This window comes from Xanthomonas sp. GPE 39 (genome assembly GCF_000963005.1).
Classification (GTDB): Bacteria; Pseudomonadota; Gammaproteobacteria; order Xanthomonadales; family Xanthomonadaceae; genus Xanthomonas_A.
In genome coordinates, this window is sequence record NZ_JZHZ01000007.1 from 775,042 (window position 1) to 799,974 (window position 24,933).

Annotated in this window: 17 protein-coding genes and 2 pseudogenes; 13 read left to right on the plus strand and 6 right to left on the minus strand. The window is 60.8% G+C overall.

Features of this window, described 5'->3' with window-relative positions; all coding sequences use genetic code 11:
• The first annotated feature begins 292 nt into the window (after nt 1–292).
• From XALGPE39_RS15065 to prpF, 6 genes and pseudogenes are all read left to right on the plus strand, one after another.
• Nucleotides 293–799 carry a DUF4189 domain-containing protein gene (locus XALGPE39_RS15065; protein WP_082061812.1) on the plus strand — a complete coding sequence of 169 codons (507 nt, stop codon included), beginning with the start codon at nt 293–295 and terminating at the stop codon, nt 797–799.
• Between the two features lie 89 nt (nt 800–888).
• Nucleotides 889–1,083 (plus strand): annotated as a pseudogene (locus tag XALGPE39_RS15440) (hypothetical protein); the annotation flags it as partial.
• A 338-nt stretch (nt 1,084–1,421) separates the two neighbouring features.
• Nucleotides 1,422–2,373 (plus strand): annotated as a pseudogene (locus tag XALGPE39_RS03400) (methylisocitrate lyase).
• A gap of 177 nt (nt 2,374–2,550) precedes the next feature.
• The gene (gene prpC / locus XALGPE39_RS03405) at nt 2,551–3,714 is read left to right on the plus strand and encodes a 2-methylcitrate synthase (protein ID WP_045726987.1); all 1,164 of its coding nucleotides are present in this window, start codon (nt 2,551–2,553) and stop codon (nt 3,712–3,714) included.
• 153 nt (nt 3,715–3,867) lie between these two features.
• Nucleotides 3,868–6,480, plus strand: coding sequence for a Fe/S-dependent 2-methylisocitrate dehydratase AcnD (gene acnD / locus XALGPE39_RS03410; protein WP_045726988.1), 2,613 nt, complete (start codon nt 3,868–3,870; stop codon nt 6,478–6,480).
• A 119-nt stretch (nt 6,481–6,599) separates the two neighbouring features.
• The gene (gene prpF, locus XALGPE39_RS03415) at nt 6,600–7,793 is read left to right on the plus strand and encodes a 2-methylaconitate cis-trans isomerase PrpF (RefSeq protein ID WP_045726989.1); all 1,194 of its coding nucleotides are present in this window, start codon (nt 6,600–6,602) and stop codon (nt 7,791–7,793) included.
• 319 nt (nt 7,794–8,112) lie between these two features.
• Here prpF and XALGPE39_RS15070 read toward each other — a convergent pair whose 3' ends face one another.
• From XALGPE39_RS15070 to XALGPE39_RS03430, 3 genes are all read right to left on the minus strand, one after another.
• Nucleotides 8,113–9,660 carry a peptidoglycan-binding protein gene (locus XALGPE39_RS15070; protein ID WP_082061813.1) on the minus strand — a complete coding sequence of 516 codons (1,548 nt, stop codon included), beginning with the start codon at nt 9,658–9,660 and terminating at the stop codon, nt 8,113–8,115.
• 164 nt (nt 9,661–9,824) lie between these two features.
• Nucleotides 9,825–10,361: a hypothetical protein gene (locus XALGPE39_RS15445; protein WP_152624808.1), complete on the minus strand. Its 537-nt coding sequence runs from the start codon at nt 10,359–10,361 to the stop codon at nt 9,825–9,827.
• Nucleotides 10,361–12,175: a type IV secretory system conjugative DNA transfer family protein gene (locus tag XALGPE39_RS03430; protein WP_045726992.1), complete on the minus strand. Its 1,815-nt coding sequence runs from the start codon at nt 12,173–12,175 to the stop codon at nt 10,361–10,363. Before XALGPE39_RS03430 ends, XALGPE39_RS15445 begins: the two co-directional genes overlap by 1 nt.
• 442 nt (nt 12,176–12,617) lie before the next feature.
• On the opposite strand from XALGPE39_RS03430, the gene XALGPE39_RS03435 reads away from it, so the two are divergent.
• From XALGPE39_RS03435 to XALGPE39_RS03455, 5 genes are all read left to right on the plus strand, one after another.
• Nucleotides 12,618–14,828: a TonB-dependent receptor gene (locus XALGPE39_RS03435; RefSeq protein WP_045726993.1), complete on the plus strand. Its 2,211-nt coding sequence runs from the start codon at nt 12,618–12,620 to the stop codon at nt 14,826–14,828.
• Between the two features lie 49 nt (nt 14,829–14,877).
• Complete coding sequence (locus tag XALGPE39_RS03440; protein WP_045726994.1) at nt 14,878–15,879, plus strand: nucleoside hydrolase; 1,002 nt, start codon at nt 14,878–14,880, stop codon at nt 15,877–15,879.
• Nucleotides 15,880–16,024: 145 nt separating this feature from the next.
• Nucleotides 16,025–16,681: an HAD family phosphatase gene (locus tag XALGPE39_RS03445; RefSeq protein WP_045726995.1), complete on the plus strand. Its 657-nt coding sequence runs from the start codon at nt 16,025–16,027 to the stop codon at nt 16,679–16,681.
• 193 nt (nt 16,682–16,874) lie between these two features.
• The gene (locus XALGPE39_RS03450; RefSeq protein ID WP_045726996.1) at nt 16,875–19,763 is read left to right on the plus strand and encodes a TonB-dependent receptor; all 2,889 of its coding nucleotides are present in this window, start codon (nt 16,875–16,877) and stop codon (nt 19,761–19,763) included.
• Nucleotides 19,764–19,782: 19 nt separating this feature from the next.
• Nucleotides 19,783–20,727, plus strand: coding sequence for a glycerophosphodiester phosphodiesterase family protein (locus tag XALGPE39_RS03455; RefSeq protein ID WP_045726997.1), 945 nt, complete (start codon nt 19,783–19,785; stop codon nt 20,725–20,727).
• 243 nt (nt 20,728–20,970) lie between these two features.
• On the opposite strand, the gene XALGPE39_RS03460 is transcribed toward XALGPE39_RS03455, so the two are convergent.
• Complete coding sequence (locus tag XALGPE39_RS03460) at nt 20,971–21,453, minus strand: peroxiredoxin (RefSeq protein WP_045726998.1); 483 nt, start codon at nt 21,451–21,453, stop codon at nt 20,971–20,973.
• Nucleotides 21,454–21,622: 169 nt separating this feature from the next.
• Between XALGPE39_RS03460 and XALGPE39_RS03465 the strand changes: the two genes are divergently transcribed.
• Together XALGPE39_RS03465 and XALGPE39_RS03470 are read left to right on the plus strand one after the other, a co-directional pair.
• Entirely contained in the window at nt 21,623–22,090 is a 468-nt protein-coding gene (locus tag XALGPE39_RS03465; protein ID WP_012915179.1) for an Hsp20/alpha crystallin family protein, read from the plus strand.
• A gap of 136 nt (nt 22,091–22,226) precedes the next feature.
• Nucleotides 22,227–23,108 carry a DnaJ C-terminal domain-containing protein gene (locus tag XALGPE39_RS03470; RefSeq protein ID WP_045726999.1) on the plus strand — a complete coding sequence of 294 codons (882 nt, stop codon included), beginning with the start codon at nt 22,227–22,229 and terminating at the stop codon, nt 23,106–23,108.
• A 261-nt stretch (nt 23,109–23,369) separates the two neighbouring features.
• Here XALGPE39_RS03470 and pilH read toward each other — a convergent pair whose 3' ends face one another.
• Together pilH and XALGPE39_RS03480 are read right to left on the minus strand one after the other, a co-directional pair.
• Nucleotides 23,370–23,753: a twitching motility response regulator PilH gene (gene pilH / locus XALGPE39_RS03475; RefSeq protein WP_045727000.1), complete on the minus strand. Its 384-nt coding sequence runs from the start codon at nt 23,751–23,753 to the stop codon at nt 23,370–23,372.
• A gap of 77 nt (nt 23,754–23,830) precedes the next feature.
• Nucleotides 23,831–24,835 carry an acryloyl-CoA reductase gene (locus XALGPE39_RS03480; RefSeq protein ID WP_045727001.1) on the minus strand — a complete coding sequence of 335 codons (1,005 nt, stop codon included), beginning with the start codon at nt 24,833–24,835 and terminating at the stop codon, nt 23,831–23,833.
• Nucleotides 24,836–24,933: the final 98 nt, after the last annotated feature.

The following is a 24,933-nucleotide window of genomic DNA, read 5'->3' on the forward strand; positions in this document are numbered from 1 at the left end:
CAACTTTATGGCCTACACGGTATTCAATCCAACTGGCTCTTCTGGATCGCCAGGACCGCAGGGGCAGCCGCCTGGGTCTTATGTGCCGGCGCAGGCTGCGCCGCGTTCAAGCAAAGAGACTGGTGATGTCAGTTCTCATAGTCAATTAGCAACGCCAAGAGTCATGGGCGCAACACCGATAACACCATCCGTGCCAACTGGCTCACGCGGACAAGCTGGAAGAGATCGGGATAATGTTTGATTCTCTATAAGCGAGTGGATAGAAAATCAACATCAGACTAAGGGGAAACTCATGAAGTACACGGCATTTTTTTCTATCGCCATTTTTATTTTCTCCATGAATGCTAGTGCAGAAGGCAATTGTCCCCCCGGGCAGTACCCGATTGGCGGCCAAGGAGCTGTTGGTTGCGCGCCGATTCCGCAGGATAATCCGGAGCCACAGCAGCCACGTCCCACAGGGAAATGGATCAAAACCTGGGGGGCGATTGCAATTGACGCCTCCGGTAATCTTGGCGTATCTACTGGAAAATTGAAAAAAACAGAAGCCGACCAGGATGCAATGTATAAATGCGAAAGTGCAGAGCAGGGTAAATGTCGTGTCGTTATGGATTACAATAATCAATGTATAGCGGTGGCAAATCCAAATCGCGCGGGCGATATAATTCAAAGTTTTTCACGTGGCCCTTCCATTGAGGTTGCGAGTCATGATGCAATTTCGGATTGTCAGAAAAAAAATAGCGGAATTGAATGTAAAATACTATATGAATCTTGCTCTGAGCAGATTTTCCAAAAATTCTAATTCTATTTTATTGTCAGGCGTGTACGATAATGCAACGCAAGATGCGCTGTATTCTTTTGGCGGCCCTTCTACTGGTTGGATGCAACCCCATGAGCGCCACGCCTAGCACGACAGGATCCGTGCAAGCCGATGCCAAAGGTAACCCCATCTACCGCAAGAACCCGCATCCTACCCAGGCGTACCGCATCACGATGAAAATCGAAGATGCGCCAGGGCCATTTGAAGATGTGTCTGGCGTGGTCTTTTATGACATCAAAAATCATAAGCAATGCACGCCGATGCAAAAATTTGAAGTGGCATGGGACAAGCCAAGTGAAGACATCATCCCGCCAGCATCTTCTGGGTACTGTTGCTAGGCTATCGCATCGCCAGCGGTCAACTGCGCGATCAGCGATGGCGGCAATGATCAAAGCCGGTAAGTCGGCGGTGGTCCTGGGCATTGCCGCCTGGATGAGGCAATTGCTGTCTGACTCAATTTTTAGCGATTGCTAAAAATGCTGGGATTGCCCTGGACTGCCTGTACTGGATTGAATCAAGATTGCTTGACCTCGACGATGGTGCAAAATTGGTAACCAGCGCGGAACCCACTGCGGGGTGGCCGCCTCTACCTCAGGAGTCGATCATGTCCCTCGTTTCTCCCGGTGCTCGTTTCCGCGCCGCGCTCGCTGCCGAAGCACCGCTGCAGGTGATCGGCGCGATCAACGCCAACCATGCCCTGCTGGCGCAACGCGCCGGCTACAGGGCGATCTATCTCTCCGGGGGCGGCGTTGCCGCTGGTTCGCTGGGCCTGCCCGATCTGGGCATCAACACGCTTGAGGATGTGCTGATCGACGTGCGTCGCATCACCGATGTGTGCGCGCTGCCGTTGCTGGTGGACATCGATACCGGCTTTGGCCCCAGTGCGTTCNCCGTTCAAACTCTACAGGAGACAGGTCGCCNACATCGATACCGGCTTTGGCCCCAGTGCGTTCAATATCGAGCGCACGATCAAGGCGCTGATCAAGGCTGGCGCGGCTGCTTGTCATATCGAGGATCAGGTCGGGGCCAAGCGCTGCGGCCACCGGCCGGGCAAGGAGATCGTCACCCAGGCGGAGATGGTGGATCGGGTCAAGGCCGCAGCCGATGCCAAGACCGATGCCGATTTCTTTCTGATCGCGCGCACCGATGCGATCCAGGCCGAGGGCGTAGAGGCGGCCATCGCGCGCGCCATCGCCTGCGTGGAAGCCGGTGCCGACGGCATCTTCGCCGAGGCCGCCTACGACTTGGAGACCTATCGGCGTTTTGTCCAGGCGGTGCAGGTGCCGGTGCTGGCCAACATCACCGAATTCGGCAAGACCCCGCTATTCAGTCGCGATGAATTGGCTCAAGCGGGGGTGGCGATCCAGTTGTTCCCGCTGTCGGCGTTCCGCGCGGCCAACAAGGCCGCCGAGGCGGTGTACGCGGCGATCCGGCGCGACGGTCACCAGCAGGCAGTGCTCGATCACATGCAGACCCGCGAGGAGCTGTACGAGCGCATCGGCTATCACGCCTTCGAACAGCGTCTGGATGCGTTGTTCGCCGGTAAAGGTGCATGATGGACGGCGGCTTCCAAGCCTGAGCATGTCCATGCGCGTGCACGCCGGTCTAACAGACGGGATTAGATTGCCGTCACGCTGCATGGCCGCTCGCACGTGTCGGTGCCTGGTCGCCAGCGCCGTGGATACTCTGATTCACTTGCGTCCATCCGAACGTAACACCTTGGAGATTTCGCTATGAACGACAGCACCGCTCCGCAGACCGCCTCCGCCTTCAAACCGAAAAAGTCGGTGGCGCTGTCCGGCACTCCCGCCGGCAACACCGCGCTGTCCACGGTGGGTCGCAGCGGCAATGATTTGCACTACCGTGGCTACGATATCGTGGATCTGGCGCGCAACAGCCAGTTCGAAGAAATCGCTTATCTGCTGGTGCACGGCAAGTTGCCCAGCAACTCCGAATTGCTGATGTACAAGACCAAGCTGCGTTCGTTGCGCGGGATCCCGGCTGCGGTCAAGACCGCGTTGGAGCAATTGCCGCCGTCGGCGCATCCGATGGATGTGATGCGCACCGGCGTGTCGGTGTTGGGTTGCGTGCAGCCGGAGAAGGAAGGCCATCATCCGCCCGGTGCGCGGGATATCGCCGACAAGCTGCTGGCCAGCCTCAACTCGATGTTGTTGTACTGGTATCACTACAGCCATAACGGGCGGCGCATCGAGGTGGAGACCGAGGACGATTCAATCGGTGGGCATTTCCTGCGCTTGTTGCACGGCTCCAAGCCGCACGAGGAGTGGGTTCAGGCGATGCACACTAGCTTGATTCTGTACGCCGAGCACGAGTTCAACGCCTCCACCTTCGCCTGTCGGGTCATCGCTGGCACCGCCAGTGATATGTACAGCGCCATCGCCGGTGGTATTGGCGCGCTGCGCGGTGCGAAACACGGTGGCGCCAACGAAGTTTCGTTCGAGGTGCAAAAACGTTACGACAGCCCGGACGAGGCGGAGGCGGACATCCGGGCGCGTGTGCAACGCAAGGAGGTCATCATGGGCTTTGGTCATCCGGTATACACGGTGTCGGACCCGCGTAATCAGATCATCAAGGACGTGGCGCGCGAATTGTCCGAAGTGCAGGGCAATCGCAAGATGTATCAGATCGCCGAGCGCCTGGAGAGCGTGATGTGGGACGTCAAGAAGATGTTCCCCAATCTGGATTGGTTCAGTGCGGTCAGCTATCACATGATGGGTGTGCCGCCGGCGATGTTCACGCCGTTGTTCGTTATCGCCCGCACCGCCGGCTGGAGCGCGCATATCATCGAGCAGCGTCTCGACGGCAAGATCATTCGTCCCAGCGCACATTACATAGGGCCAGAAGATCGGCCATTCGTGCCGATCGATCAGCGCTGAGGCGGGGGGGCGGCACTGCTATCTGTCGACGCTTGCTTGCCTTGTGCTTGAGCATGGAGCCCAGGCGAGCGTGCGCAGATCTTGAGCAGCGCTTTCCCGCGCTGCGAGAGCCGGTTCGCTTTTGTTTTTTCAGCTAGGCCAAGTCAGCCAGACATGAATAGCCACTATCGTCTTTCCCTGCCCGGCACGTCGCTGGAGTATTTCGATGCGCGCGCGGCAGTTGATGCGATTCGCCCAGGCGCCTATGCCGGCTTGCCGTATGTCGCGCGGGTCTTCGCCGAGAATCTGGTGCGCCGCTGTGATCCGACATTGTTGCGCGATGCCCTGTTGCAACTGATCGAGCGCCGCCGCGATCTGGATTTTCCTTGGTTTCCGGCGCGGGTGGTGTGCCACGACATTCTCGGCCAGACCGCGCTGGTGGATCTGGCCGGGCTGCGCGATGCCATCGCCGACAAGGGCGGTGATCCTGCCCAGGTCAATCCGGTGGTGCCGGTGCAACTGATCGTCGATCACTCTCTGGCGGTGGAATGCGGCGGCGACGATCCGCAGGCGTTCGCGAAAAACCGCGCCATTGAGGAGCGTCGCAACGCAGATCGTTTCCATTTCATCGACTGGAGCAAACATGCCTTCCGCAATATGGAGGTGATTCCGCCAGGTAACGGGATCATGCACCAGATCAACCTGGAGAAAATGTCGCAGGTAGTTTGCGTGCAGGATGGGATCGCATTTCCGGATACTTGCGTGGGCACCGACAGCCACACTCCGCATGTGGATGCGTTGGGTGTCATCGCGATTGGCGTCGGTGGGCTGGAGGCCGAGAGCGTCATGCTCGGGCGCGCGACGTGGATGCGCTTGCCGGAGATTGTCGGGGTCGAACTCAGTGGAAAACCGCAGCCGGGTATCACCGCCACCGACGTCGTGCTGGCGCTGACCGAGTTCCTGCGCGCACAACGCGTGGTCGGCGCGTATCTGGAGTTTTTTGGCCCCGGTGCTGCGGCGCTGACCATCGGTGATCGCGCCACTATCTCCAATATGTGCCCCGAATACGGTGCCACTGCGGCGATGTTCTATATCGATGCGCAGACCATCGACTATCTGCGCCTGACCGGGCGCGAGCAAGCGCAGATCGCGCTGGTGGAAACCTACGCGCGCACGACCGGCTTGTGGGCCGATGCCTTGGCTGACGTGCAGTATGAGCGCGTGCTGCGCTTCGATCTTGCCAGCGTGGTGCGCAACATGGCCGGCCCGAGCAACCCACACGCGCGCGTGGCGACCACGCAACTGACCGCGCGCGGTATCGCCGATGTTGCCAAGTTGCAGGCTGGCAAGGCCGAGCAGGCGCAGGGGCGGATGCCCGATGGCGCTGTGATCATCGCCGCCATCACCAGTTGCACCAATACCTCCAACCCGCGCAACGTCATTGCCGCCGCGCTGCTGGCGCGTAACGCCAACGCGCGTGGGCTGACCCGCAAACCGTGGGTGAAGACCTCATTGGCGCCCGGTTCCAAGGCCGTGCAGCTATATCTGGAAGAAGCCGGTTTGCTATCGGAGTTGGAGCGGCTCGGCTTCGGCATCGTCGGCTTTGCCTGCACCACCTGCAACGGCATGAGCGGCGCGCTGGACCCGCACATCCAGCAGGAGATCATCGACCGCGACCTGTACGTCACTGCGGTGCTGTCGGGCAACCGCAACTTCGATGGCCGCATCCACCCTTACGCCAAACAGGCGTTCCTGGCCTCGCCGCCGCTGGTGATTGCCTATGCCATCGCCGGCACGGTGCGCTTTGATATCGAGAAAGACGTGCTCGGCGTGGATGCCGACGGCAATCCAGTGCGCTTGCAGGACATCTGGCCCAGCGATGCCGAAATCGATGCGGTGGTGCGGGCGGCGGTGACGCCGGAGCAGTTCCGCCGCGTGTATGCGCCGATGTTCAACGTGCGTGTGGAGCACGCCGCGCCGGTCAGTCCGCTGTATGCGTGGCGCCCGCACAGCACCTACATCCGCCGTCCACCGTACTGGGAGGGTGTACTGGCCGGCGAGCGCACATTGCGCGGCATGCGTGCGCTGGCGGTGCTCGGCGACAACATCACCACCGATCATCTATCCCCGTCCAACGCGATCCTCGCCGACAGCGCCGCAGGTCAATACCTGGCACGCATGGGTGTGCCGGAAGAGGACTTCAATTCTTACGCCACGCATCGTGGCGACCACCTCACTGCACAGCGCGCCACGTTCGCTAACCCGACGCTGCGCAACGAAATGGCGGTGGTGGATGGGGTGGTCCGGCAAGGCGCGCTGACCCGCCTGGAACCGGAAGGGCAGGTGCTGCGCATGTGGGAGGCGATCGAGACTTACATGGCGCGCAAGCAGCCGTTGATCGTCATCGCCGGTGCCGATTATGGCCAGGGGTCTTCGCGCGATTGGGCAGCCAAGGGGGTCCGTCTTGCGGGCGTGGAGGCCATCGTCGCGGAGGGATTTGAGCGCATCCACCGTACCAATTTGATCGGTATGGGCGTGTTGCCGCTGCAGTTTCTGCCGGGAACCACACGCAAGACCTTGGGTATCGATGGTCGCGAGGTCTTCGCGGTGCTCGGCGAACGCCGCCCCGGCGCGACCCTGTCGCTGCGTATCGAGCGCACGCATGGAGATCCGGTGGACGTGCCGGTGCTGTGTCGCCTGGATAGCGACGAGGATGTGTCCATCTACGAAGCGGGTGGGGTTTTGCAACGCTTCGCCCAAGATTTTCTCGACGCGTCGGCGGCCTGATGATGCGGTGCTATTGCGCCATCGAACGCGATGGCGGCCTGCGCATTCCAGTGCAGGCAGCCGTGCTCGCGCTGTGTGTGGTTTTCTAAATCGATTCGTTCTCTCCGACTGGAATTGTCATGGCTTACGCGGCACAACTCCGTATTCCCGCCACGTATTTACGCGGCGGCACTTCCAAGGGCGTGTTTTTCCGGCTGCAGGATTTGCCTGCGGCGGCGCAGGTGCCTGGCCCAGCACGCGACGCGCTGCTGCTGCGCGTGATCGGCAGTCCCGATCCCTACGCCAAACAGATTGATGGCATGGGCGGGGCCACCTCCAGCACCAGCAAGACGGTCATCGTGGCGCCGAGTACGCGTGCGGATCATGACGTGGATTATCTGTTCGGTCAGGTGGCGATTGACCGCGCGTTCGTGGATTGGAGCGGCAACTGCGGCAATCTCTCGGCGGCGGTGGGACCATTCGCCATTGCCGCGGGCATGCTCGATCCGGCGCGGGTTCCGCGCGATGGCATCGCCACGGTGCGGATCTGGCAGGCCAACATCGGCAAGACCATCTTGGCGCATGTGCCGATGGCAGGCGGTGGCGTCCAGGAAACCGGCGATTTCGAACTGGACGGCGTCACCTTCCCCGCAGCGGAGATTGCGCTCGAATTCCTCGATCCGGCGGCCGACGAAGACGGTGCCGATGGCGCGATGTTTCCCAGCGGTCATCTGATCGAGACGTTGGAAGTGCCGGGAGTTGGTGCGTTTGCGGCAACGCTGATCAACGCTGGTATTCCGACCATCTTCCTCGACGCGCAGGCGCTGGGGTATCGCGGTACCGAGTTGCAGCAGGCGATCAACGACGATCCAACCGCGTTGGCCCGATTGGAGACCATCCGTGCTTACGGCGCGCTGCGCATGGGGCTGATCGCCACCTTGGAGGAAGCGGCCACGCGCCAGCACACGCCCAAACTGGCCTTTGTCGCACCGCCAGCCGACTACGTGGCCTCCAGCGGCAAAGCGGTCGCCGCCGCCGACATCGACCTGCTGGTCCGGGCCATGTCGATGGGTAAATTGCACCACGCGATGATGGGGACTGCGGCGGTGGCGATTGGTACCGCCGCCGCCATCCCGGGCACGCTGGTGAACCGTGCCGCTGGCGGTGGCACGCGCAATGCGGTGCGTTTCGGTCATCCCTCAGGCACCTTGCGGGTCGGTGCCCAAGCGCGTCAGGTGGATGGGCAGTGGACGGTCACCAAGGCGCTGATGAGCCGTAGTGCGCGGGTGCTGATGGAGGGCTGGGTGCGGGTGCCGGATGTCGCACTCGGCTGAGAGTCGCTAGGCCGTGTTATCTATCCGGAAGTTTTTAACTTGAAATGCTTGAGTGGGTGACATGTAGGAACGATGGAAGCAACCGACATGAGAAAGCTGTTGCGCCAAGCGCGGCACGAGTTGATTCAAGTGCATTGATGCCGAGTCAATCATAGCGGCGTTGCAGGGGGAAGCCAGCGAGGTCACCGACCCAGTGACGCGCGCGGTGCTGGCGCGCTTGCGCGGCTGCGCGCCTCTTGCGGGTGGGCGGTCTTGCGTTTATTGAACAAGGCGCCGTCCGCGTGTGTTGTTTGCGGCGGCGCTCATGCTATTGGTCTGGCTATCGGCCATACGGCTGCTGTTGTTGCTGTTGCTGCCGCATGGCCGTTAACTCCGCTTCGCGTGTCTGCTGCTGGTTCTGCACTTGCTGGAGCGTGGACTGCACAGATGGCGCAGGTTCGCGCAGGTCCAGCATGAAGTGGTTATAAGGGACATCGAGATTGCGGCCATAGAGCGTATCGCCCTTGACCACGAAATCGTTTTTCCCTCCTGTGTTCATTCCTTGGAGCGCCATCTTGCCGACGAGCTGGTGCATGCGTTCCTCGGACACCGAGATGCCCCTGCCCTCCATGGTGGTTTTGGTCTGTGCGTAGAGCGCGTGCAGCGGGGATGTGGGGCTGCTGTAGGGTTCCAGCATCTTGGGCGTGGCCTGCTGCTGCGCAGGGGGCTGGTCACGTTGAGGCTGGGTCGGGTGCTCGGCGACAGCATCGGTCGAACGGGAAGGAGCAGGCTGGGCGTGATCGGCCAAANCGGCGAACTGGGCCTGCGTTTGCAGTGCTTCGAGTGTGCCTGGATCGGCGATGCCGGTGGGCTCGCGGCCAGCCAAACGCTGGAAGTTCTCCACTGCCTCTTGGGTGCGCGGACCGTAGTGCTTGTCGTCCTTGATGGCGTTGCCATCGCGGTCGGTGGCGCCGATGGCTTGCAAGTGTTGTTGCAACGCTTGCACGGCGGCGCCACGGTCGCCGGGTTCCAGCGGATGGGTCGTCGTCAGCGGGTGGGGTGCTTTTGCTGTCGCTGGGGTGAGCGGTACATGGCCTGTTGTTGGCCCGCTTACAACCGGAGTGTCGTGCCGTGCGCCAGTCTGCGGGTGCGCTGCGGTTGGGGGGCCGGGAGGAGAGTGATCGTGGGTGCGCTCACGCTGCGCATTTAATGCGACCTGTGTAGCCGTGAGTAGTTCGGCATTGGTCAGTTGTCCCTCAATGCCGTAGCGTTGCTGGAACGCCGAGATCGCTTCGTTGGTGTGGCTATTGTGACCGCCGCGGTGGCCGTCTACGATCAGCTCATGTCCTCGAGCGTCTTGGATGCCGAGGGAGTTGAGGTTCTCTTGAAGGGATTTGACACCAGGATCGGTCTTGTCGTGTTTGTGTGACTGAAATGATCCAGGCCCCATGCTGATAGTAGCTTCCCATGCTTGATCTGCGGTCAGCCCTTTGTCTATGTTTTTCTTGTACTCATTTCTCATTTCATTTAAGGCAGTGGCAATGTCTGATGCGTGCGTATGCATTTTGTTGCCAGATTTTTCATAAAGCGCAAATACGTGCCCTGGTCTATCGGGGTCTTCTACGCTTGCCCATTCTCTGCTTGCAGCCACTTGAGCAGCATGTAGGGTGGCTCCTTCTTTCCCTGTGATATATGCATACATCACAGGGTGTTTTATTTTTATTAAATGATTTGCAAATATTTTTTCCTGAATTTCCGGGGTAAATTTTTCTGATCGATCAATATTTAAGTCTGAGACAATTCCTTGCATCGTCTTCGGGATAATTTGGAATTTGCCAACTGCGAATATTCTTTGTGAGTCTCCAGGAGGTAATGCCTGGCGGGCCATAATTTGACTGATTGTAGTCTCTGATAAATCAATTGGTTCATTTCCGCCTATAATCTTCCCGTTGACAGTTCCCTTGTTTTAGGAGTTATAGTTTCCTTCGCCTCTGCTGATTAGTTCTCCTAAAGGATTGCTCATCTCTAATTCTCCAATATGGTTATAATTTTTTATTTATTTGATATGTTCCAGCTGCGGACAGCTGGCTCGGGCCCATTTTCGCGAATGCGCAAAATGTCGCCATATGTTTTGATGTTTAGATTTTTTTTGCCATTTGAGAAGGCCATGTAGCAATAGCCATCATCTGTGCAAGCGTTAATTTCTCTGAAATCCGTGCAGATGCCGCACATTCCTGATTTTTCCTCTTTTGCGCAGTGATCTTTATAGTTGTCGCCAATCGACATGCTTAAGCATTCATTGGGTTCTGCTGCCGGGCTCCAATTGTCAGAAATGAGCATTTTTCGAAAAGAGTGATATGGCATACCTTCTTTGTATTTCGGATCAAGTTGGCGCGCGTTATTATCTTTTTTTTCTTGATTATAAGATGCTGTCTTCTTGGGTGATTCTGCTTGTGTTGTAGGATTGGCGTTGGCGTTGGCGTTGGCGTTGGCGTTCGTATTAATTCCATTGCTAGGCTTGCAGGAAGCTGTCACCAATGTGCTGGCAATAAAAAGCATGGAAATTGCTGTCATTTTTGAAACATTCATCACGTTTTCGCCTCCGTCTGTGGTGGGTTAATTTGCTCCAGTCTGCCTTTATCAAGTATCGCCGTTATCGGCACAATCTCTACCGGCGGCAGAATGCGCTTCTTGAAGAAAATATCCTTGAAGAACCAGTTCTTCTTGCAGCGGATCGGCTTGCATCCTTCGAGGAATAACAGCGCGTCGTCGCTGGACAGTTTCTTGAGTTCCTGCGGCAGCATCAGCGCGCGTTTTTCTTCGGTGTAATTGATGTTGTAGCTGCTGCCTTGCGCGCCGCTACTGTGAGAGCGGTGCTTGCGACGGATGGTCTTGAATCCCAACTGCTCGCTGTAGGCGTTGGCGTCCGCCTGTTCGCGCGGGGTGTAGACCACGCTGCCGGCGTGGTTGGTGGTGAAGTTCTGCGCATCGTGTTCGCCATAGACCGAGCGCAGTTGGGCGTTGCTCTGAATGATGCACAGGTCGCGTACCCCATAGCTGGCCGAAATCGAAATCCGCTTGGCCCATACGTCCACGCGCCCCATCGCGGTGAATTCGTCCATCAACATCAACATTTGGTATTTGAGTGCGGGCTCCTCGCCTAGTTGCTTGTCCAAATTGCTGCCGATTACAGTGCTGAAGAAGATGTTCAACAACTTGCCGCTCTCGTCGAGTTTCTGCGCGGGAATGACTGTGTAAATGGTGGTCTTCCGCTTGCGGATGGCGGTGACGTCAAAGTCGGTGGCATTGGTGGCCGCCGCCAAAATCGGATTCAGGAACTGCTGCAACGGCGCCTGCATGGTGGCGACGACGCTGGAGAAGGTCTGCTCGGCCATCCCGACCAGATTGCGCAGAGTGGTACGGGTCTGCTCGCTGATGAAGGAAAATTCCTGCTGGCCTGGCTCCGACAGCCAGTCTTCGACGATCTCCTTGACACTCTGGCTCCCCGCACCGGAAGAGAGCCGCAGGATGCGTTCGAAGCTAGGGAACGCAGGGTCTACGTTGGGATCGAGAGGGGCTTGGAGGTCGAGCTTGCCTTGTGCGTCAGATCCTGGGAAACCATTGCGCTCCATATCTTCCCATTTTTCGAACATGAAGGAGGCGAAGGCAACGAAGATGGCGCGTGCCTGGGTCGCCCAGAACGGGTCCTTTGCAGGCTCGTCGGGGTAGAGGATGGCGGCGATGGTTTGCAGGTCGGCGATGTACTGGTTCGGCCGGACAAAGGACAGCGGATTGAATCGGTGGGTTTTGCCATCAGTGGCATAGGGGGCGAACTTGTAAATGCGCTGTCCCTGCGAGGCGCGCCAGCCGCTGGTTTCCTTGAACAATTCGCCTTTGATGTCGAGCACGCACATCGAGTGCTCGTAGGTCAGCAGTACCGGAATGGCGATGCAGGTGGTTTTGCCGCTGCGCGTCGGCGCCACCACGATCACGTGGAGTGCGCCGTTGATGTAGAGATGGCGTCCCCGGTACTTGCCGACGATGATGCTTTCGGGTTTTTTCTCCAGCAGACCGGCGCGCTTCATGTCGTGCAGGCTGGCAAAACCGGCATCGCCATGCAGGGATTCATCCCGGCGGTTCAATCGCAGCAGCATGACGGTCAACGGCAGCCACACGATAAACGTCAGGCCGAACCCCAGCATCCCGCCGAGTTTGATTTTCGTCGCATACGGTTGGACCTGAGGCAGATCCAGGGCGCGGACGTACTGGAGATAGGTGTTCCACGCCAGCGGGATGTTGAGCTTGAGCAGCAGGATGGTGACGTAGCCGGAGAGGTACAGGCCAGCGTATGCGGCCAGCAGAAGCAGGGCCAGGGCGGTTCCGAAACGGGCCTTCATTCCCATATTGACGATCCTTTATTCAATCCATTTTGGCGGTTCGCACCATACGATTTCGAGTACGGTGCGCTCAATTGGACCATATACGCATCCTGGCCCGACCCATGGTAGTGGGCGCGGAGTTGACTTCTCAAGTCATGACCTGGGTCGGTGAACTTATAGCTGAGTTTGACCTGTTCCGCGTCCAGACACGGTCAAGGCCAACTAAGGTCGCAGTAGCGCATGGGCGCGCGATTGTGTTCAGTGAGGTGTCGCTGCCAGCGGCATAGCGGCGTCGTCGCAGGTGTCTACCGACCAAGCATGGGACAAGGGTGGCTACAGGGACGTGTGGACCTGCGGCAATCCTGTCTAATAGCAGGCAGATGCGCATCACCTGTGCGTTGTGTTAATTGTTGTGCGGCGCGACCAAGCTCGGCGACGCGCTCCCGTCCCCCACTCCGGAGTTTCCATGTCCGCCAGTCGTTCGCTGCGCGCCAGCGCACTTGTCGTTTCCGCTTTTTCGTTCTCTGCTTCCGCGCAGCAGGCGGACAACAGCGATGGGGTTGCGCGCTTGGATGCGGTCAAGGTCACCGTCGAGCGGCGTAGCGAGGATGCCAAGGATGTGCCGGTGTCGGCCAGCGTGCTGCGCCCTGAGTACCTGGATACGATCGCCACCAGTGGCTCGGACGTGCGCGTGTTGGCGGGCAAGGCGCCCAGCCTCAACGTCGAGTCCTCCAGTGGCCGCGTGTTCCCGCGGTTTTACATCCGTGGCTACGGCAACACCGATTTCAATATCTATGCCTCGCAGCCGGTATCGTTGATCTACGACGACGTGGTTGCCGAGAACGCATTGCTGAAGGGCTTTCCGATCTTCGATCTGCAAAGCCTGGAAGTGCTGCGCGGTCCACAGGGCACGCTGTTCGGCCGCAACACGCCTGCTGGCGTGGTGAAGTTCAATTCGGTCAAACCGACCCTCGGCGCCAACGATGGCTATGCCAGTCTGTCCTATGGCACCTACGGCACCATGACCATGGAGACCGGCTTGAGTGTCGCGCTGGGCGAGCGGTGGGCCGCGCGCATCTCGCTATTGGACCAGCGTCGCGGCGACTGGGTCGACAACACCATCGATGACCGTTCGTTCGAAGGCTACATGGATTCGGCTGTGCGCCTGCAACTGCTGTTTCAGCCAGGCGAAGCATTCAGTGCGCTGTTCAACGCGCATGCGCGCCATCTCGATGGCAGTGCGCGGCTGTTCCGCGCCAATATCTTCCAACCGGGCAGCAACAGGTTGATCGCCGGTTTCGACCCGGACAAGGTGTCCATCGACGGCAAGAACACCCAGCAATTGCAGACCGACGGCGGCAGCGCCAATCTGACCTGGACCCTGGGCGACCTGGTGCTGCATGCGATCACCGGCTACGAGGGTATCGGCAAGTACTACAGCCGTGGCGACATCGATGGCGGCTATGGCGCGGTGTTCGCGCCGCCATCCGGTCCAGGGGCGATTCCGTTCCCGGTGGAGACCGCCGGTGGTATCAAGCGCCTGGACCAGTACACGCAGGAGCTGCGTGCCGAATCGCAGTACGCCGGTCCGCTCAATTGGCAAGCGGGCCTGTACTACTTCCAGGATGCGGTGGAAGGCGAGAACTACACCTACGACACGCTGGCTGGCGGTTCTTTATCCAGTTACCAATTGACCCGTCAGCGCAACAATTCGTGGGCGGTGTTCGGTTCGTTGCATGATGCCGTCACCGAACGCCTGGATGTGCGCGCCGGCCTGCGTTACACCGACGACAAGAAGCGGTTCGACGTTCTCGCACTGGACCGCGTTGTCCTCCAGCAGCCGTCCAGCGGCAGCACCGACAACGCCAAGCTCACCGGCGACCTCAGTGCCACCTACGCGATTGACGAGGACGTCAACGTCTACGCGCGTGCCGCGCGTGGTTTTCGCGGTGCCAGTTTCGGCGTGCCATCGGCGACGGCGCCATTGACCGTGGCCGCACCGGAAACCGTGGATTCTTACGAGGTCGGTATCAAGTCCGATCTGTTCGACAAGCGTGCGCGCTTGAGTTTCGATATTTACGATTTCAACGTAAAAAACCAGCAATTGACTGCGGTAGGCGGTACTTCCAACGACATCCGCTTGCTCAACGCCAATACCTCCAAGGCGCGTGGTGCCGAGTTCGATAGCGAGGCGATGTTGGGCCAGAACCTGCGTGTGACTCTGGGGGGGGCTTACAACTGGATACGCATCGAAGATCCGACGCTGTCGGTCGGCGTGTGCCGCACCTGCACCGTCACCGATCCGCTCAATGCTGCCGGGCGTGCGTTGATCAACGGGAATGTGCTGCCACAAGCGGCCAAATGGATGGGCAATGCTACCTTGCGCTACGGTATCCCGGTTGGCGATGACGCCGAGGTTTTCTTCTTCACCGACTGGTCCTATCGCAGTGCGATCAACTTTTTTCTCTACGACTCGCGCGAGTTCGTCGGTCAGCCGCTATTGGAGGGCGGCATCAAGGTTGGATATCGCTGGGAGGGTGGCGCCTACGAAGCTTCGGTGTTCTGTCGCAACTGCACCAACCAGATCCGCGCTACCGGTGCGATCGATTTCAATAACCTCACCGGCTTCATCAACGACCCGCGCATCGTCGGCGCACAGTTCCGCGCCAACTTTTGATGTGTGACGCCGTCGTTTTGTGAGCCACTTTTATTGAGGACAGACGCGTATGCGTGTTCTGAAACAATGGGCGGCGCTGGCGCTGCTAAGCGTGGTGGCGTGTCCCATTGCGGTGTCGGTTGCCACGGCAGCGCCGGTGCAGAAAGTGCTCGTGTCCACCGATATCGGTGACGACATCGACGATGCATTCGCACTGGCACTACTGTTGCAAAGTCCGGAGTTGCAAGTGCTCGGCATCGCTTCGGCCGGGGGCGATACCAGCTTGCGCGCGCAACTGTTGCAACGGCTGCTGCGGCAGGCCGGCCGCAGCGATATTCCGCTGGCGATCGGGCAGCGCACCACCAGCACGGTTGCCTTCAGTCAGGCGCGTTGGGCGGCCAAGGGAACGCTGCCGCGCGCTGCGCCGGATGCGGCACAGTTCATCCTGGCGCAGGCGCGACGCTATCCCGGTGAAGTCACCTTGCTGGTGCTCGGGCCATTGACCGATGCGGCGCGTGCGTTGCAGCGCGATCCGGCGGGTTTCGCTCAACTCAAACAAGTGGTGTTGATGGGAGGGTCGTTGCGCGTGGGCTACGGCAAATCGCGTTACCGTGCGCCCAATCCGCCGGTGCCCGAATACAATATCGCCTCTGACATCGGTGCCGCGCAGCGCGTATTTGCTGCGGGCGTGCCGATCATCATGCTGCCGTTGGATGCCACCCAGGTGACGTTGGAAGAGCCGGAGCGGATCGCGTTGTTCGCGCATGGCTCGCCGTTGACCGATGCGCTGACTCAGCTTTACTACCAGTGGCGCGATACCGACCAACCATGGTCCAGCGCCACACCGACGCTGTTCGACGTGGTGCCGGTGGCGCAGTTGCTGGCGCCGGAGTTGTGCCCGACCGTGCCGCTGCGCGTGGTCATCGACGATCAGGGCAATACGCGGCAGATGCCGGTGACCAGTGCAACGGCCGCTGCCGGATCCGCTGGCGGCACGGCTAATGCGCAGGTGTGTCTAGCGCTGGATCGCTCGCGGCTGATCGCGTTGTACATGCAACGCATGCTGCACTGATCGCATCCGCCGCGGTGGTGCTGTGGCTTGCTTGCCTAGCCTTGGCCGCAGGCGTGTCGCTGGCCTGGGCAAGGTTGTGGCGTGCGCTGATGTCGCCCGTGCGTCGCTGATGTGTGGGTATCCTTATTCATTTCTGGAGTTTGTCATGTCGTCATCTGTTGTGTCCGCTGCGTCCGGTATCGACACGGTCGTGTTCGATCTTGGGGGTGTCCTGATCGATTGGAACCCGCGCTATCTCTACCGGCGTCTGTTTGCGCAGGAGGCGCAGATGGAGCATTTCCTGCGCGAGATCTGCAGCCCGCAGTGGAACGAGCGTCAGGATGCGGGCCGGTCGTGGCGCGAGGCGGTCGCCGAACTCAGCGCGTTGCATCCGGCACATGCGCCCATGATCGCGGCTTACCACGCACGCTGGCCGGAAATGCTGGGTGGCGCGCTGGAAGGCACGGTGGCGGTGCTGGAGGAGTTGCGTGGCTGCGGTGTGCGCCTGTATGCGCTGACCAACTGGTCGCACGAGACCTTCCCGATTGCGCGCGAACGTTATCCGTTCCTGGACTGGTTCGAGGGCGTGCTGGTGTCCGGCGAGGAGCGGCTGGTGAAGCCGGATCCGGCGATTTTCGCGCTGCTGTGCGAACGCTATGCGATCACGCCGTCGCGCACGGTATTCATCGACGACGCGCCGCGCAACGTACAGGCCGCGACCAAGATCGGGATGCAGGCGCTGCAATTTCGCGATGCGGCCACGCTGCGTGCTGCGTTGATCGCATTGGGCTTGCCGCTGCGCGCCTGCGACCCGATCGCCTGAGGGATCGCGGAGGCTTGCCGCGAGCCGGGAGGGTAAGTCACTGACCCTGTCGCGCTGCTGATCGCGTGCTTCAGCCCGTGCTTGGCAGTGGTCCGTGCGGTTGGGTATGTGCTTGGCGATATCAAACTGTCATGTTTTTGGAATTAAATGCCGGGTTTTACTTGATCAGATTCTGATTTTCAGGGGCCCTGCAATGACATCACTCCACCACCGGCAACGGGTATTCTTCGTTTGTGTGCTCGCCGCCAGTTGCCACGCCGCGCTCGCGGCGGAGGTGCTCGGTGACACTCCAGCAGGGCCTGTCTCGGCGGATGCGACCACCGCCCACGATGCTGCTGGCAATACCGCTGCCGCACCCGCGTCCGACGCAACCAAGACCCTGTCCAGCGTCGTGGTGACCGGCGTGCGCAAGGCCAACGCCGCCGCCATCGAGAGTAAGCGCGAGGCCACCAACATCACCGACGTGGTCAGTTCCACCGATGTGCGTGCACTGCCGGATACCACCATCGTCGAAGCGCTGCGCCGTATTCCTGGCTTGTCCGTGTTGCCGGCGACTGACAACGAGCATCCGCGTGACGAAGCCGCCACGCCGGTGCTGCGCGGTCTCGGTCCGTCCTACAACAACGTCACCATCGATGGCTTGACCGTGGCCTCCCCGGGCACGCCGAATGGAACGCTCGGTTCGATCACCCGCGGTGTGCGCCTGGATATTCTGCCGGCTTCGATGGTCAGCGAATTGCAGGTTATCAAGACCTTCACTCCCGACCTGGATCCTAACGCCACCGGCGGTGCGATCAACCTCAAGACCCGCAGTGCGTTCGAAAACGGCGGCAAGCCGTTCTTCACCGCCGAGGCGTCGCTGGGGCATGCCAACGACGTGGGCAAGCCGCGCGATCAGGACGATCCAGGGTATCGCCTGCTCGCAACGGGCAGCCGCACCTTCGGCAGCGAAGGGCAGTACGGCCTGACCCTGTCGGGCAACTACCAGACCCTGAGCAGCTACACCGAAACCCATATGACCACCGACACGGTGCATTACGGGTTCTACGACAGCAATGGCGTACTGCAAAGCGGCACCAATCTGGGCAATGGCTGGGCCGTGCCGCAGCAGGACAAATACTGGTACGTGATGGACAAGCGCGACCGCTACGGCCTCACCGGCAAGTTCGAGGCGCATGTGAGCGAGTCGCTGCAGGCTTACGCGCTGGCCGGCTATTACTATTTCCGCGACAACATGGAGCGCAACGAGGTCATCATCGACCCGCGCAACCGCAACAACGTGTACAACCAGACCGCCACGTCCGGTACGTATCCGGTGGGTGACGTGGAGGTCGGTTACTCCAATCAGATCACCACCACCCGCACCAAACTCGGCCAGACCGGTTTCGAGTGGCGTCCGGATGATCGACAGGTGCTGTCTGCGCGCGGCTCCTGGTCCGATGCGACCTATGCCGAGCCGATCAGCATGATCAAGTACGTCACCGGTGCTTCGCGTCCGGCCGCCGTGCCCACGGGGCAGACTGGCCCTGGCGTGACGGTGGTGCCGAATGCGGCGTATGGCTTCAACTACGATACCTCGGGCTTGAATCAGCGCTTCCCGATCGCGCCGCAGTCGTACTACAACTACAACAACTACAGCCTGCTGTATTGGCGTCCTGATTACCAGCGCAATGCGCGCGACAAGGTGATCACCGGGCGTCTGGACTATGCCTTCAATCGCGGTGAAATGGATCGTGGATTCGGTTTCGGCACCGGTGTGAGCTATACCCGCGACGAACCGGGCTTCAACATCTACCGCGACGAATACCAGCCTAATCGCACAGCGCCGCCGCTGAAGATTTCCGACGTGCTGGCCCCGTCCAACGCGCCGATGCGCTACCTTGGCCTGAATTTGATCGCCATCGATCCGGTCAAGGCAAACAGTATCCTGAAATCGACGCCGCTGAGCGCGTTCAACAGCACCGACCAGAGCGCTTTCAGCAACCAGGATAATTTCAGCCATAGCGAAAAGATCTTCGGAACCTACGGCTTGGTGAGTTATCGCGCCGATGCGTTCGACGTGGAAGCGGGCCTGCATTACGACCATACCAACCAAGCCACCGTCGGTCGCGAGCGCGAATTGGATGCGGCCAGCGGCAAGTACGTCTATGTGGATGCGCCGACGAATTCGCACTACGGCTATTTGTTGCCGTCGGCGATCATGACCTACCACCTCAGTGATCGCCTGGATCTGCGTGCCGGCGCCAGCCGCACGCTCGGTCGCCCGCCTTACGACGCCTACGCCGCGCGTACCTCGATCGGCTTCGTCAATAGCAACGACATGGGCAATCCCAATGCCCAGGGCGTGACGGTGACCATCGGTAATCCCAATATCAAACCGCGCATCTCGACCAATCTGGACCTGTCGCTGGAATGGAGCCTGCCTGACGACTACGACGGCATGCTCGCCGCCGCCGTGTTCGATAAACGCATCCAGGACGAGATCTTCACTCTCTCGCGCATCGACCAGTTCACCTTCAATGGCACCACGTATTCCAACGTGCTGATTAGCACGCCGGCCAACGCGTCCAAGGCGCATGTGCGTGGCCTGGAACTGAGCGCAGTGTTGAATACCTTGTTGCCGGGCGTGCCAGCGTTGTCCGGCCTGGGCGCCAGTGCCAACCTGGCATTGCTCAATGGCGGCATGGATGTGCCGTTCAACACCGGCACCGCACCGAACATCATGCAGAGCAAGCGCTCGGTCGATAACATGGTCGGCCAGCCCGACTACACCGCTAACGCCTCGCTGTTCTACACCGTCGGCGGCCTGGAATTGCGCGCAGCCTACAACCGTCAGGGCAAGGCGTTGCGTTCGATCGTCAGCAACATTCCTTGGCAGGATCTGTACTGGGCGCCGCGCTCGCAGTTGGATCTGTCGGCGACGTGGGCGGTCAACAAGCAACTCAGCGTGGTGGGGCAGGTCAGCAACGTCACCCACAGCCGCCTCACCAGTTTCACCGGTCCAAGCGAAAACCTGTTGAAGGACAGCTATTCGATGCCGACCACGTACTGGATTGGCCTGCGCTTTACCCCATCGTTCTGATGCTGGTCGGAGATTCTCAATGAAAGCTCATGTTTTCCGTGGCGGCCTGTTGGCCGCCCTGCTGACCGCCACCGTTCCGGCCGTGGCCGGCGGTATCGCGCCGATCCAGGCACGCCTAGCCAATCCGGAAGGCGGCATCTTCGTCGTCGCCCATCGGGGGTGCCATAACCCCGCGCCCGAGCACGGCTTCGCCGGCCATGCGCCGGAAAACTCGCTCAGCGGTCTGGAGCGTTGCGTGAAGGTGGGCGTGGACATGCTCGAAACCGATATCCGTCGCGCTGGCGATGGCACCTTGGTGATGTTTCATGACGCCACGGTGGATCGGACCACCAACGGGAGCGGCAAGGTCGCCGAGATGACCTGGCCGCAACTGTCCAAGTTACGCTTGCGCGACGACGAAGGCGGTGCCGATGCCGCGCTCACCGATCAGCATCCGGTGACGCTGGAGCAGATGTTGGCTGCAGCCAAAGGCCGGATCATGCTCAATCTCGACGTCAAGGCGCCGATCTATGCCGAGGTTGCCGATGCAGTGCGACGCGCTGGCATGGAGCGCGAGGTGGTGCTCAAGACCGAGGTTGGCGTGCATAGCCAGCCGCTGGCCTCGCTACCGCCGTTTGATCGGGTGAACTTCACTCCGGTGCTGCTCAATCCACCTGGTACCGACGATCTGCTGCAGACCATGCGCACCCAGATCGGTGGCAAGGTGCGTCCGGTGGCCATTGAGCTGCCGCGCATGTCGGTCGAGCAATTGACGCCGCTGGCGGCGCTGGCCAAGCAGCAGCGCGTGCGCTTGCTGGTCAATAGCTTGTGGGACGGCTTTGTGGCCGGCGTCGGCGGCGATGCCGATGCGTTGCGCGATCCCGATGCTGTCTGGGGACGGCTGTACCGCGCCGGCGTGGGTGCGCTGCAAACCGACGAGCCGGAAGCGTTGCTGCGTTATCGCGCCTCGCTCAAGCCGCACTGAGCATTTGCGACATTGACCGCCGCGGGATAGTTCGCGGCGGAGTGTCTGACGGGGAGGCGTGGGAAGGGGTCGTTCCAGCGCGCCATCCCGCCTGCGTAGACGAACGAGCGTCACACGCGTGGTGGGGTGTACAACAGCCGCCGTGCGCGAGCGATGCCATGGTGATGCGCGGCAGCGTCAAGCTGACGCAGGAGGCCACCCCACATCGGCGCGATGGTGTGTCGCCGATGCGGGCAGCGAGAATCACTCCGGAAGATGCTGCAGCACGTAGTCCGCAGCGGAGACTTTGAACTCGGCCGGTGCCTCGACGAACAGCGAGCGCACCACGCCGTTTTCGGCATACAAGGCGAAGCGGCGTGCACGCACGCCCATGCCGTAATGGCTGGCGTCCAATTCCAGGCCCAGCGCTTTGGTGAAGTCACCGTTGCCATCGGAGAGCATCTGCAGCCCGTCCGGGACCAATTGGCTCTTGCCCCAGGCTTGCATCACGAACGGATCGTTGACCGCCATGCAGTAGACCTCGATGCCGCGTTTGCGGAACTCTTCGAAATGCTCCACATAGCCGGGCAGATGCTTTTCCGAGCAGGTTGGAGTGAACGCACCGGGGACGGCGAACAACAGCACGCGGCGTGCATCGAAGAGTGTGCGGGTATCGACCTGTTCGACGCCATCGCGGGTGCGCTGTAGCACTGCGTCGGGAATGCGTTCTCCAGTTTGTATGGTCATGGCAGCCTCCTTAAGATGAACCGAGTCTAGAAATGCAGATGGGAAAGCGGTGTCAACGGCTTGAAAAACCGCCACGCACACTTACCTGAGGTGCATGGGAAGCGGGCTTGTCCCGTCTCCCCGAACCGCCCCCTTGGGGTGTGCCTTATTCACGTTTCAGGAGACCACGATGAGCATTGTCCGTTATCGCCAGTGGCCGGCCCAGGCCGCATTCCAGAACGAGATCAAGCAGGTATTCGACCGTTTCTTCGATCCTAATGGCGGTACCGATGAATCGGCCGTCGTCACCGCGCAGTGGGTGCCGCGCGTGGACATCAAGGAGGAGCCGGAGCGCTTTGTGCTGTACGCCGATTTGCCAGGCATGGACCCGTCGGAGATCGAGGTGTCGATGGACAAGGGCATCCTTTCCATCAAGGGCGAGCGCAAGAGTGAATCGGCTGCCGACAGCGAGCATTTCTCGCGGATCGAGCGCCGCTATGGCAGCTTCCACCGTCGCTTCGCACTGCCAGACAGTGCCGATCCCGACGGCATCTCCGCCAGCGGCTACCATGGTGTGCTGGAAGTGCGCATTCCCAAGCGTCCGGCGAGTACGCCGCGCCGTATCCAGGTCGATACCGGGGCCACGATCATGCAGTAAGCGCATGCGCACGTTGGCGTCGCGACGGCGTCGCCGCGCTGCTGCGCTCGGCCAGTAGAATGGCCGGGCGATGACGCAACGTATGCAACCGGCCCGTTGCCGCAAGGCGGCGGGCCGACTCTTTTTGAGGTGATAGATGCAATTCAAGGATTACTACGCGACCCTGGGCGTTGAGCCCAGCGCGGGCGATGCCGAGATCAAGACCGCATACCGGCGGCTGGCGCGCAAATATCATCCCGACGTCAGCAAGGAGCCCGGAGCGGAGGAAAAGTTCAAGGCGATCAACGAAGCCTTCGAAGCCTTGCGCGATCCGCCCAAACGCGCCGCCTACGACCAGTTGCGTGCCCAGGGCTACCGGCCGGGTCAGGAATTCCATGCGCCGCCTCACTACGGTGGTGGTGCCGGCTTCGATGTCGATGAAGTATTCGGCAATGGCGGAGCAGCTGGCGGTTTCAGTGATTTCTTCGAGAGTCTATTTGCTCGCCAGCAGCGCGCACGCCAGGGCGGCGCTGGGCCAGGTCCGGGCGCACCGCGTGGCGATACCCGCGCCAAACTGGCGGTGCCGCTGGAGGCCGTGCATGCCGGCGATAGCGTGCGTATCACCATCAACGGCAAGCAATTGGACGTGCGCGTGCCCAAGGGCGTGCGCCCCGGTCAGGTGATCCGCTTGAGCGGTCAGGGTAACGGCGGCAGCAACCTGTTGCTGGAGATCGAGTATGCAGCGCATCCGCAGTTCGAGGTGGATGGGCGCAATATCCTGCACACCTTGCAGGTGACGCCGTGGCAGGCGGCGCTGGGGACCAGCATCAGCGTGCCGACGCTCGGCGGCGCGGTGGAGTTGAAAATTCCGCCCGACTCGGATGCAGGACGCAAGCTGCGCTTGCGCGGTCGCGGTTTACCGGGGACGCCGCCGGGCGACCAGATCGTCGAATTGGAAGTGTCCGCGCCGACGCCGGAAACCGAAGCCCAGCGCAAGGCCTATCGCGCGTTGGCCAAGGCGTTCGGCGAGAAGGCGTAATCGCCGGCACACGCGATTGGGTTGTGCGTGCGTGTGCATGCCTGATGCTGACGATTCGGGATGTTCACCGACTGCGCGACCCGCTCGCGTTTTTCTTCTCGCATGCGGCAACGTTGCCGTTGCAAGAAAAGAAGGGCGGATAACCGCAGGCAGTGCCGTGTTGCCTTTGTTCAAAAATCAGGCGCGGAAATTTTCGCCAGCTCGCGCGACAGCCCTGCTATCTACTGGTGACGTAACCGGTAACGTCACCAGTGCGTGCGCTCACCGCTGGGGGGCATCCTCGCCGCTGAAGACCTGTTCGATCACGTCATGCAACTCGTGCTCGGAGAACGGTTTGGTGATGTAGCCGCGCGCACCTTGGCGCATCCCCCACAGGCGGTCGGTGTCCTGGTCTTTGGTGGTGACCAGGATGACCGGGATGTTCTGCGTGGTCGGCTCGCGACGTAACATGCGGGTGGCCTGGAAGCCGTTGAGGTTGGGCATCACCACGTCCATCAGCACCAAGTCTGGCAGTGTCGCTTTGGCCACGTCCACTCCGGCGGCGCCGTCGGGAGCTGTGATCGTCTCGTGGCCCAATTTTTCGACGATGCGCTGAATGCCCAACAACTGCGATGGCGAGTCGTCGACGATCAAAATACGTGCCATGTTGCTCCCCCTTGGATGGTCCGAGTGTAGTGGTGGCGGCGCGGATGCGGAAAGCCTGCTTCGTCACAAACCTGCGCTCACGCTGTTGGATCCAGCCGTACCACCGTGCGTCCGAACGACTGGCCGGCGAGCATCGTCGCGAATACTTCCGGCAGCTCGGTCAGCTCCACCTCGCGGGTGCAGATAGTATCCAGGTGGCGCGGCTTCCAGTCGCTGCCCAGGTGCTGCCAGATGCGCTCGCGTAGGTCGCGTGCGGTACCGGCCGAGCCGATGCCCAGCAGCGAGACGCCACGCAGGATGAAGGGCATCACCGTCATGTTTAGCTCCGCGGCCGCCGCCAAGCCGGCGCAGGCGACATTGCCGTAGGGTACGGTTTGCGCCAGCAGGCTGGTCAGCATCGCTCCGCCGACGTTGTCAAGGCCGCCGCCGAAGCGTGCCGATTCCAGCGGGCGGGTGGTCTGCAGGACATCGCGGTCGAGAACCTGGGTGGCGCCGAGGGCTTTCAGCGCATCGGCGCGCTCGGCTTTACCGCTGACCGCGTGCACCTCGAAGCCGGCGCGGCTGAAGATGTCGATCGCCAGCGAGCCGACCCCGCCGCTGGCGCCGGTCACGCACAGCGGGCCGTGCGCCGGGGTCTGCCGGTTGTCGAGTAGGCGCAGCAGCGCCAGCGCCGCGGTGAAGCCTGCGGTTCCCAGTACCATGCTTTCGCGCAGGCTCAGTCCCGCCGGCAGCGGCACCACCCACTTGGACTCCAGGCGTGCATATTCGCTGTAGCCGCCGTCGCGGGTTTCGCTCAGGCCGCAGCCGGTGGCCAACACCGCATCGCCCTCTTTGAACGCCGGGTCGTTGGAAGCAACCACGTATCCGGCCACGTCGATGCCGCCGACCAGCGGAAAGCGCCGCAGGATCTTGCCCTGGCCGGTACCGGCGAGCGCGTCCTTGAAGTTCACCGAGGACCAGGCGGTGCGGATCACCACATCGCCGGGGTTGAGCTGGTCCAGCGCGAGCGAGGCAATGCCGGCGCGGTGGCCGGCCGCGTCCTGGTGGATGCGGAAGGCGGAGAACTGAGTGGGAATGGGCATGGAGCACCTCGGTCGGTCCGCAGGAATGCACCAAGATACCTTCTGGTAATGCCGGTTCTGCCGCATCTTGTAGAATCAGCGCCTGATCACCGGTGAGC

Excerpts from the sequence above, each read along its gene's own strand:
- XALGPE39_RS15065 (WP_082061812.1), top strand. The coding sequence starts at position 293 with ATGAAGTACACGGCATTTTTTTCTATCGCCATTTTTATTTTCTCCATG.
- prpC (WP_045726987.1), top strand. The coding sequence starts at position 2,551 with ATGAACGACAGCACCGCTCCGCAGACCGCCTCCGCCTTCAAACCGAAA.
- acnD (WP_045726988.1), top strand. The coding sequence starts at position 3,868 with ATGAATAGCCACTATCGTCTTTCCCTGCCCGGCACGTCGCTGGAGTAT.
- prpF (WP_045726989.1), top strand. The coding sequence starts at position 6,600 with ATGGCTTACGCGGCACAACTCCGTATTCCCGCCACGTATTTACGCGGC.
- XALGPE39_RS15445 (WP_152624808.1), bottom strand. The coding sequence starts at position 10,361 with ATGAATGTTTCAAAAATGACAGCAATTTCCATGCTTTTTATTGCCAGC.
- XALGPE39_RS03430 (WP_045726992.1), bottom strand. The coding sequence starts at position 12,175 with ATGGGAATGAAGGCCCGTTTCGGAACCGCCCTGGCCCTGCTTCTGCTG.
- XALGPE39_RS03435 (WP_045726993.1), top strand. The coding sequence starts at position 12,618 with ATGTCCGCCAGTCGTTCGCTGCGCGCCAGCGCACTTGTCGTTTCCGCT.
- XALGPE39_RS03440 (WP_045726994.1), top strand. The coding sequence starts at position 14,878 with ATGCGTGTTCTGAAACAATGGGCGGCGCTGGCGCTGCTAAGCGTGGTG.
- XALGPE39_RS03445 (WP_045726995.1), top strand. The coding sequence starts at position 16,025 with ATGTCGTCATCTGTTGTGTCCGCTGCGTCCGGTATCGACACGGTCGTG.
- XALGPE39_RS03450 (WP_045726996.1), top strand. The coding sequence starts at position 16,875 with ATGACATCACTCCACCACCGGCAACGGGTATTCTTCGTTTGTGTGCTC.
- XALGPE39_RS03455 (WP_045726997.1), top strand. The coding sequence starts at position 19,783 with ATGAAAGCTCATGTTTTCCGTGGCGGCCTGTTGGCCGCCCTGCTGACC.
- XALGPE39_RS03460 (WP_045726998.1), bottom strand. The coding sequence starts at position 21,453 with ATGACCATACAAACTGGAGAACGCATTCCCGACGCAGTGCTACAGCGC.
- XALGPE39_RS03465 (WP_012915179.1), top strand. The coding sequence starts at position 21,623 with ATGAGCATTGTCCGTTATCGCCAGTGGCCGGCCCAGGCCGCATTCCAG.
- XALGPE39_RS03470 (WP_045726999.1), top strand. The coding sequence starts at position 22,227 with ATGCAATTCAAGGATTACTACGCGACCCTGGGCGTTGAGCCCAGCGCG.
- pilH (WP_045727000.1), bottom strand. The coding sequence starts at position 23,753 with ATGGCACGTATTTTGATCGTCGACGACTCGCCATCGCAGTTGTTGGGC.
- XALGPE39_RS03480 (WP_045727001.1), bottom strand. The coding sequence starts at position 24,835 with ATGCCCATTCCCACTCAGTTCTCCGCCTTCCGCATCCACCAGGACGCG.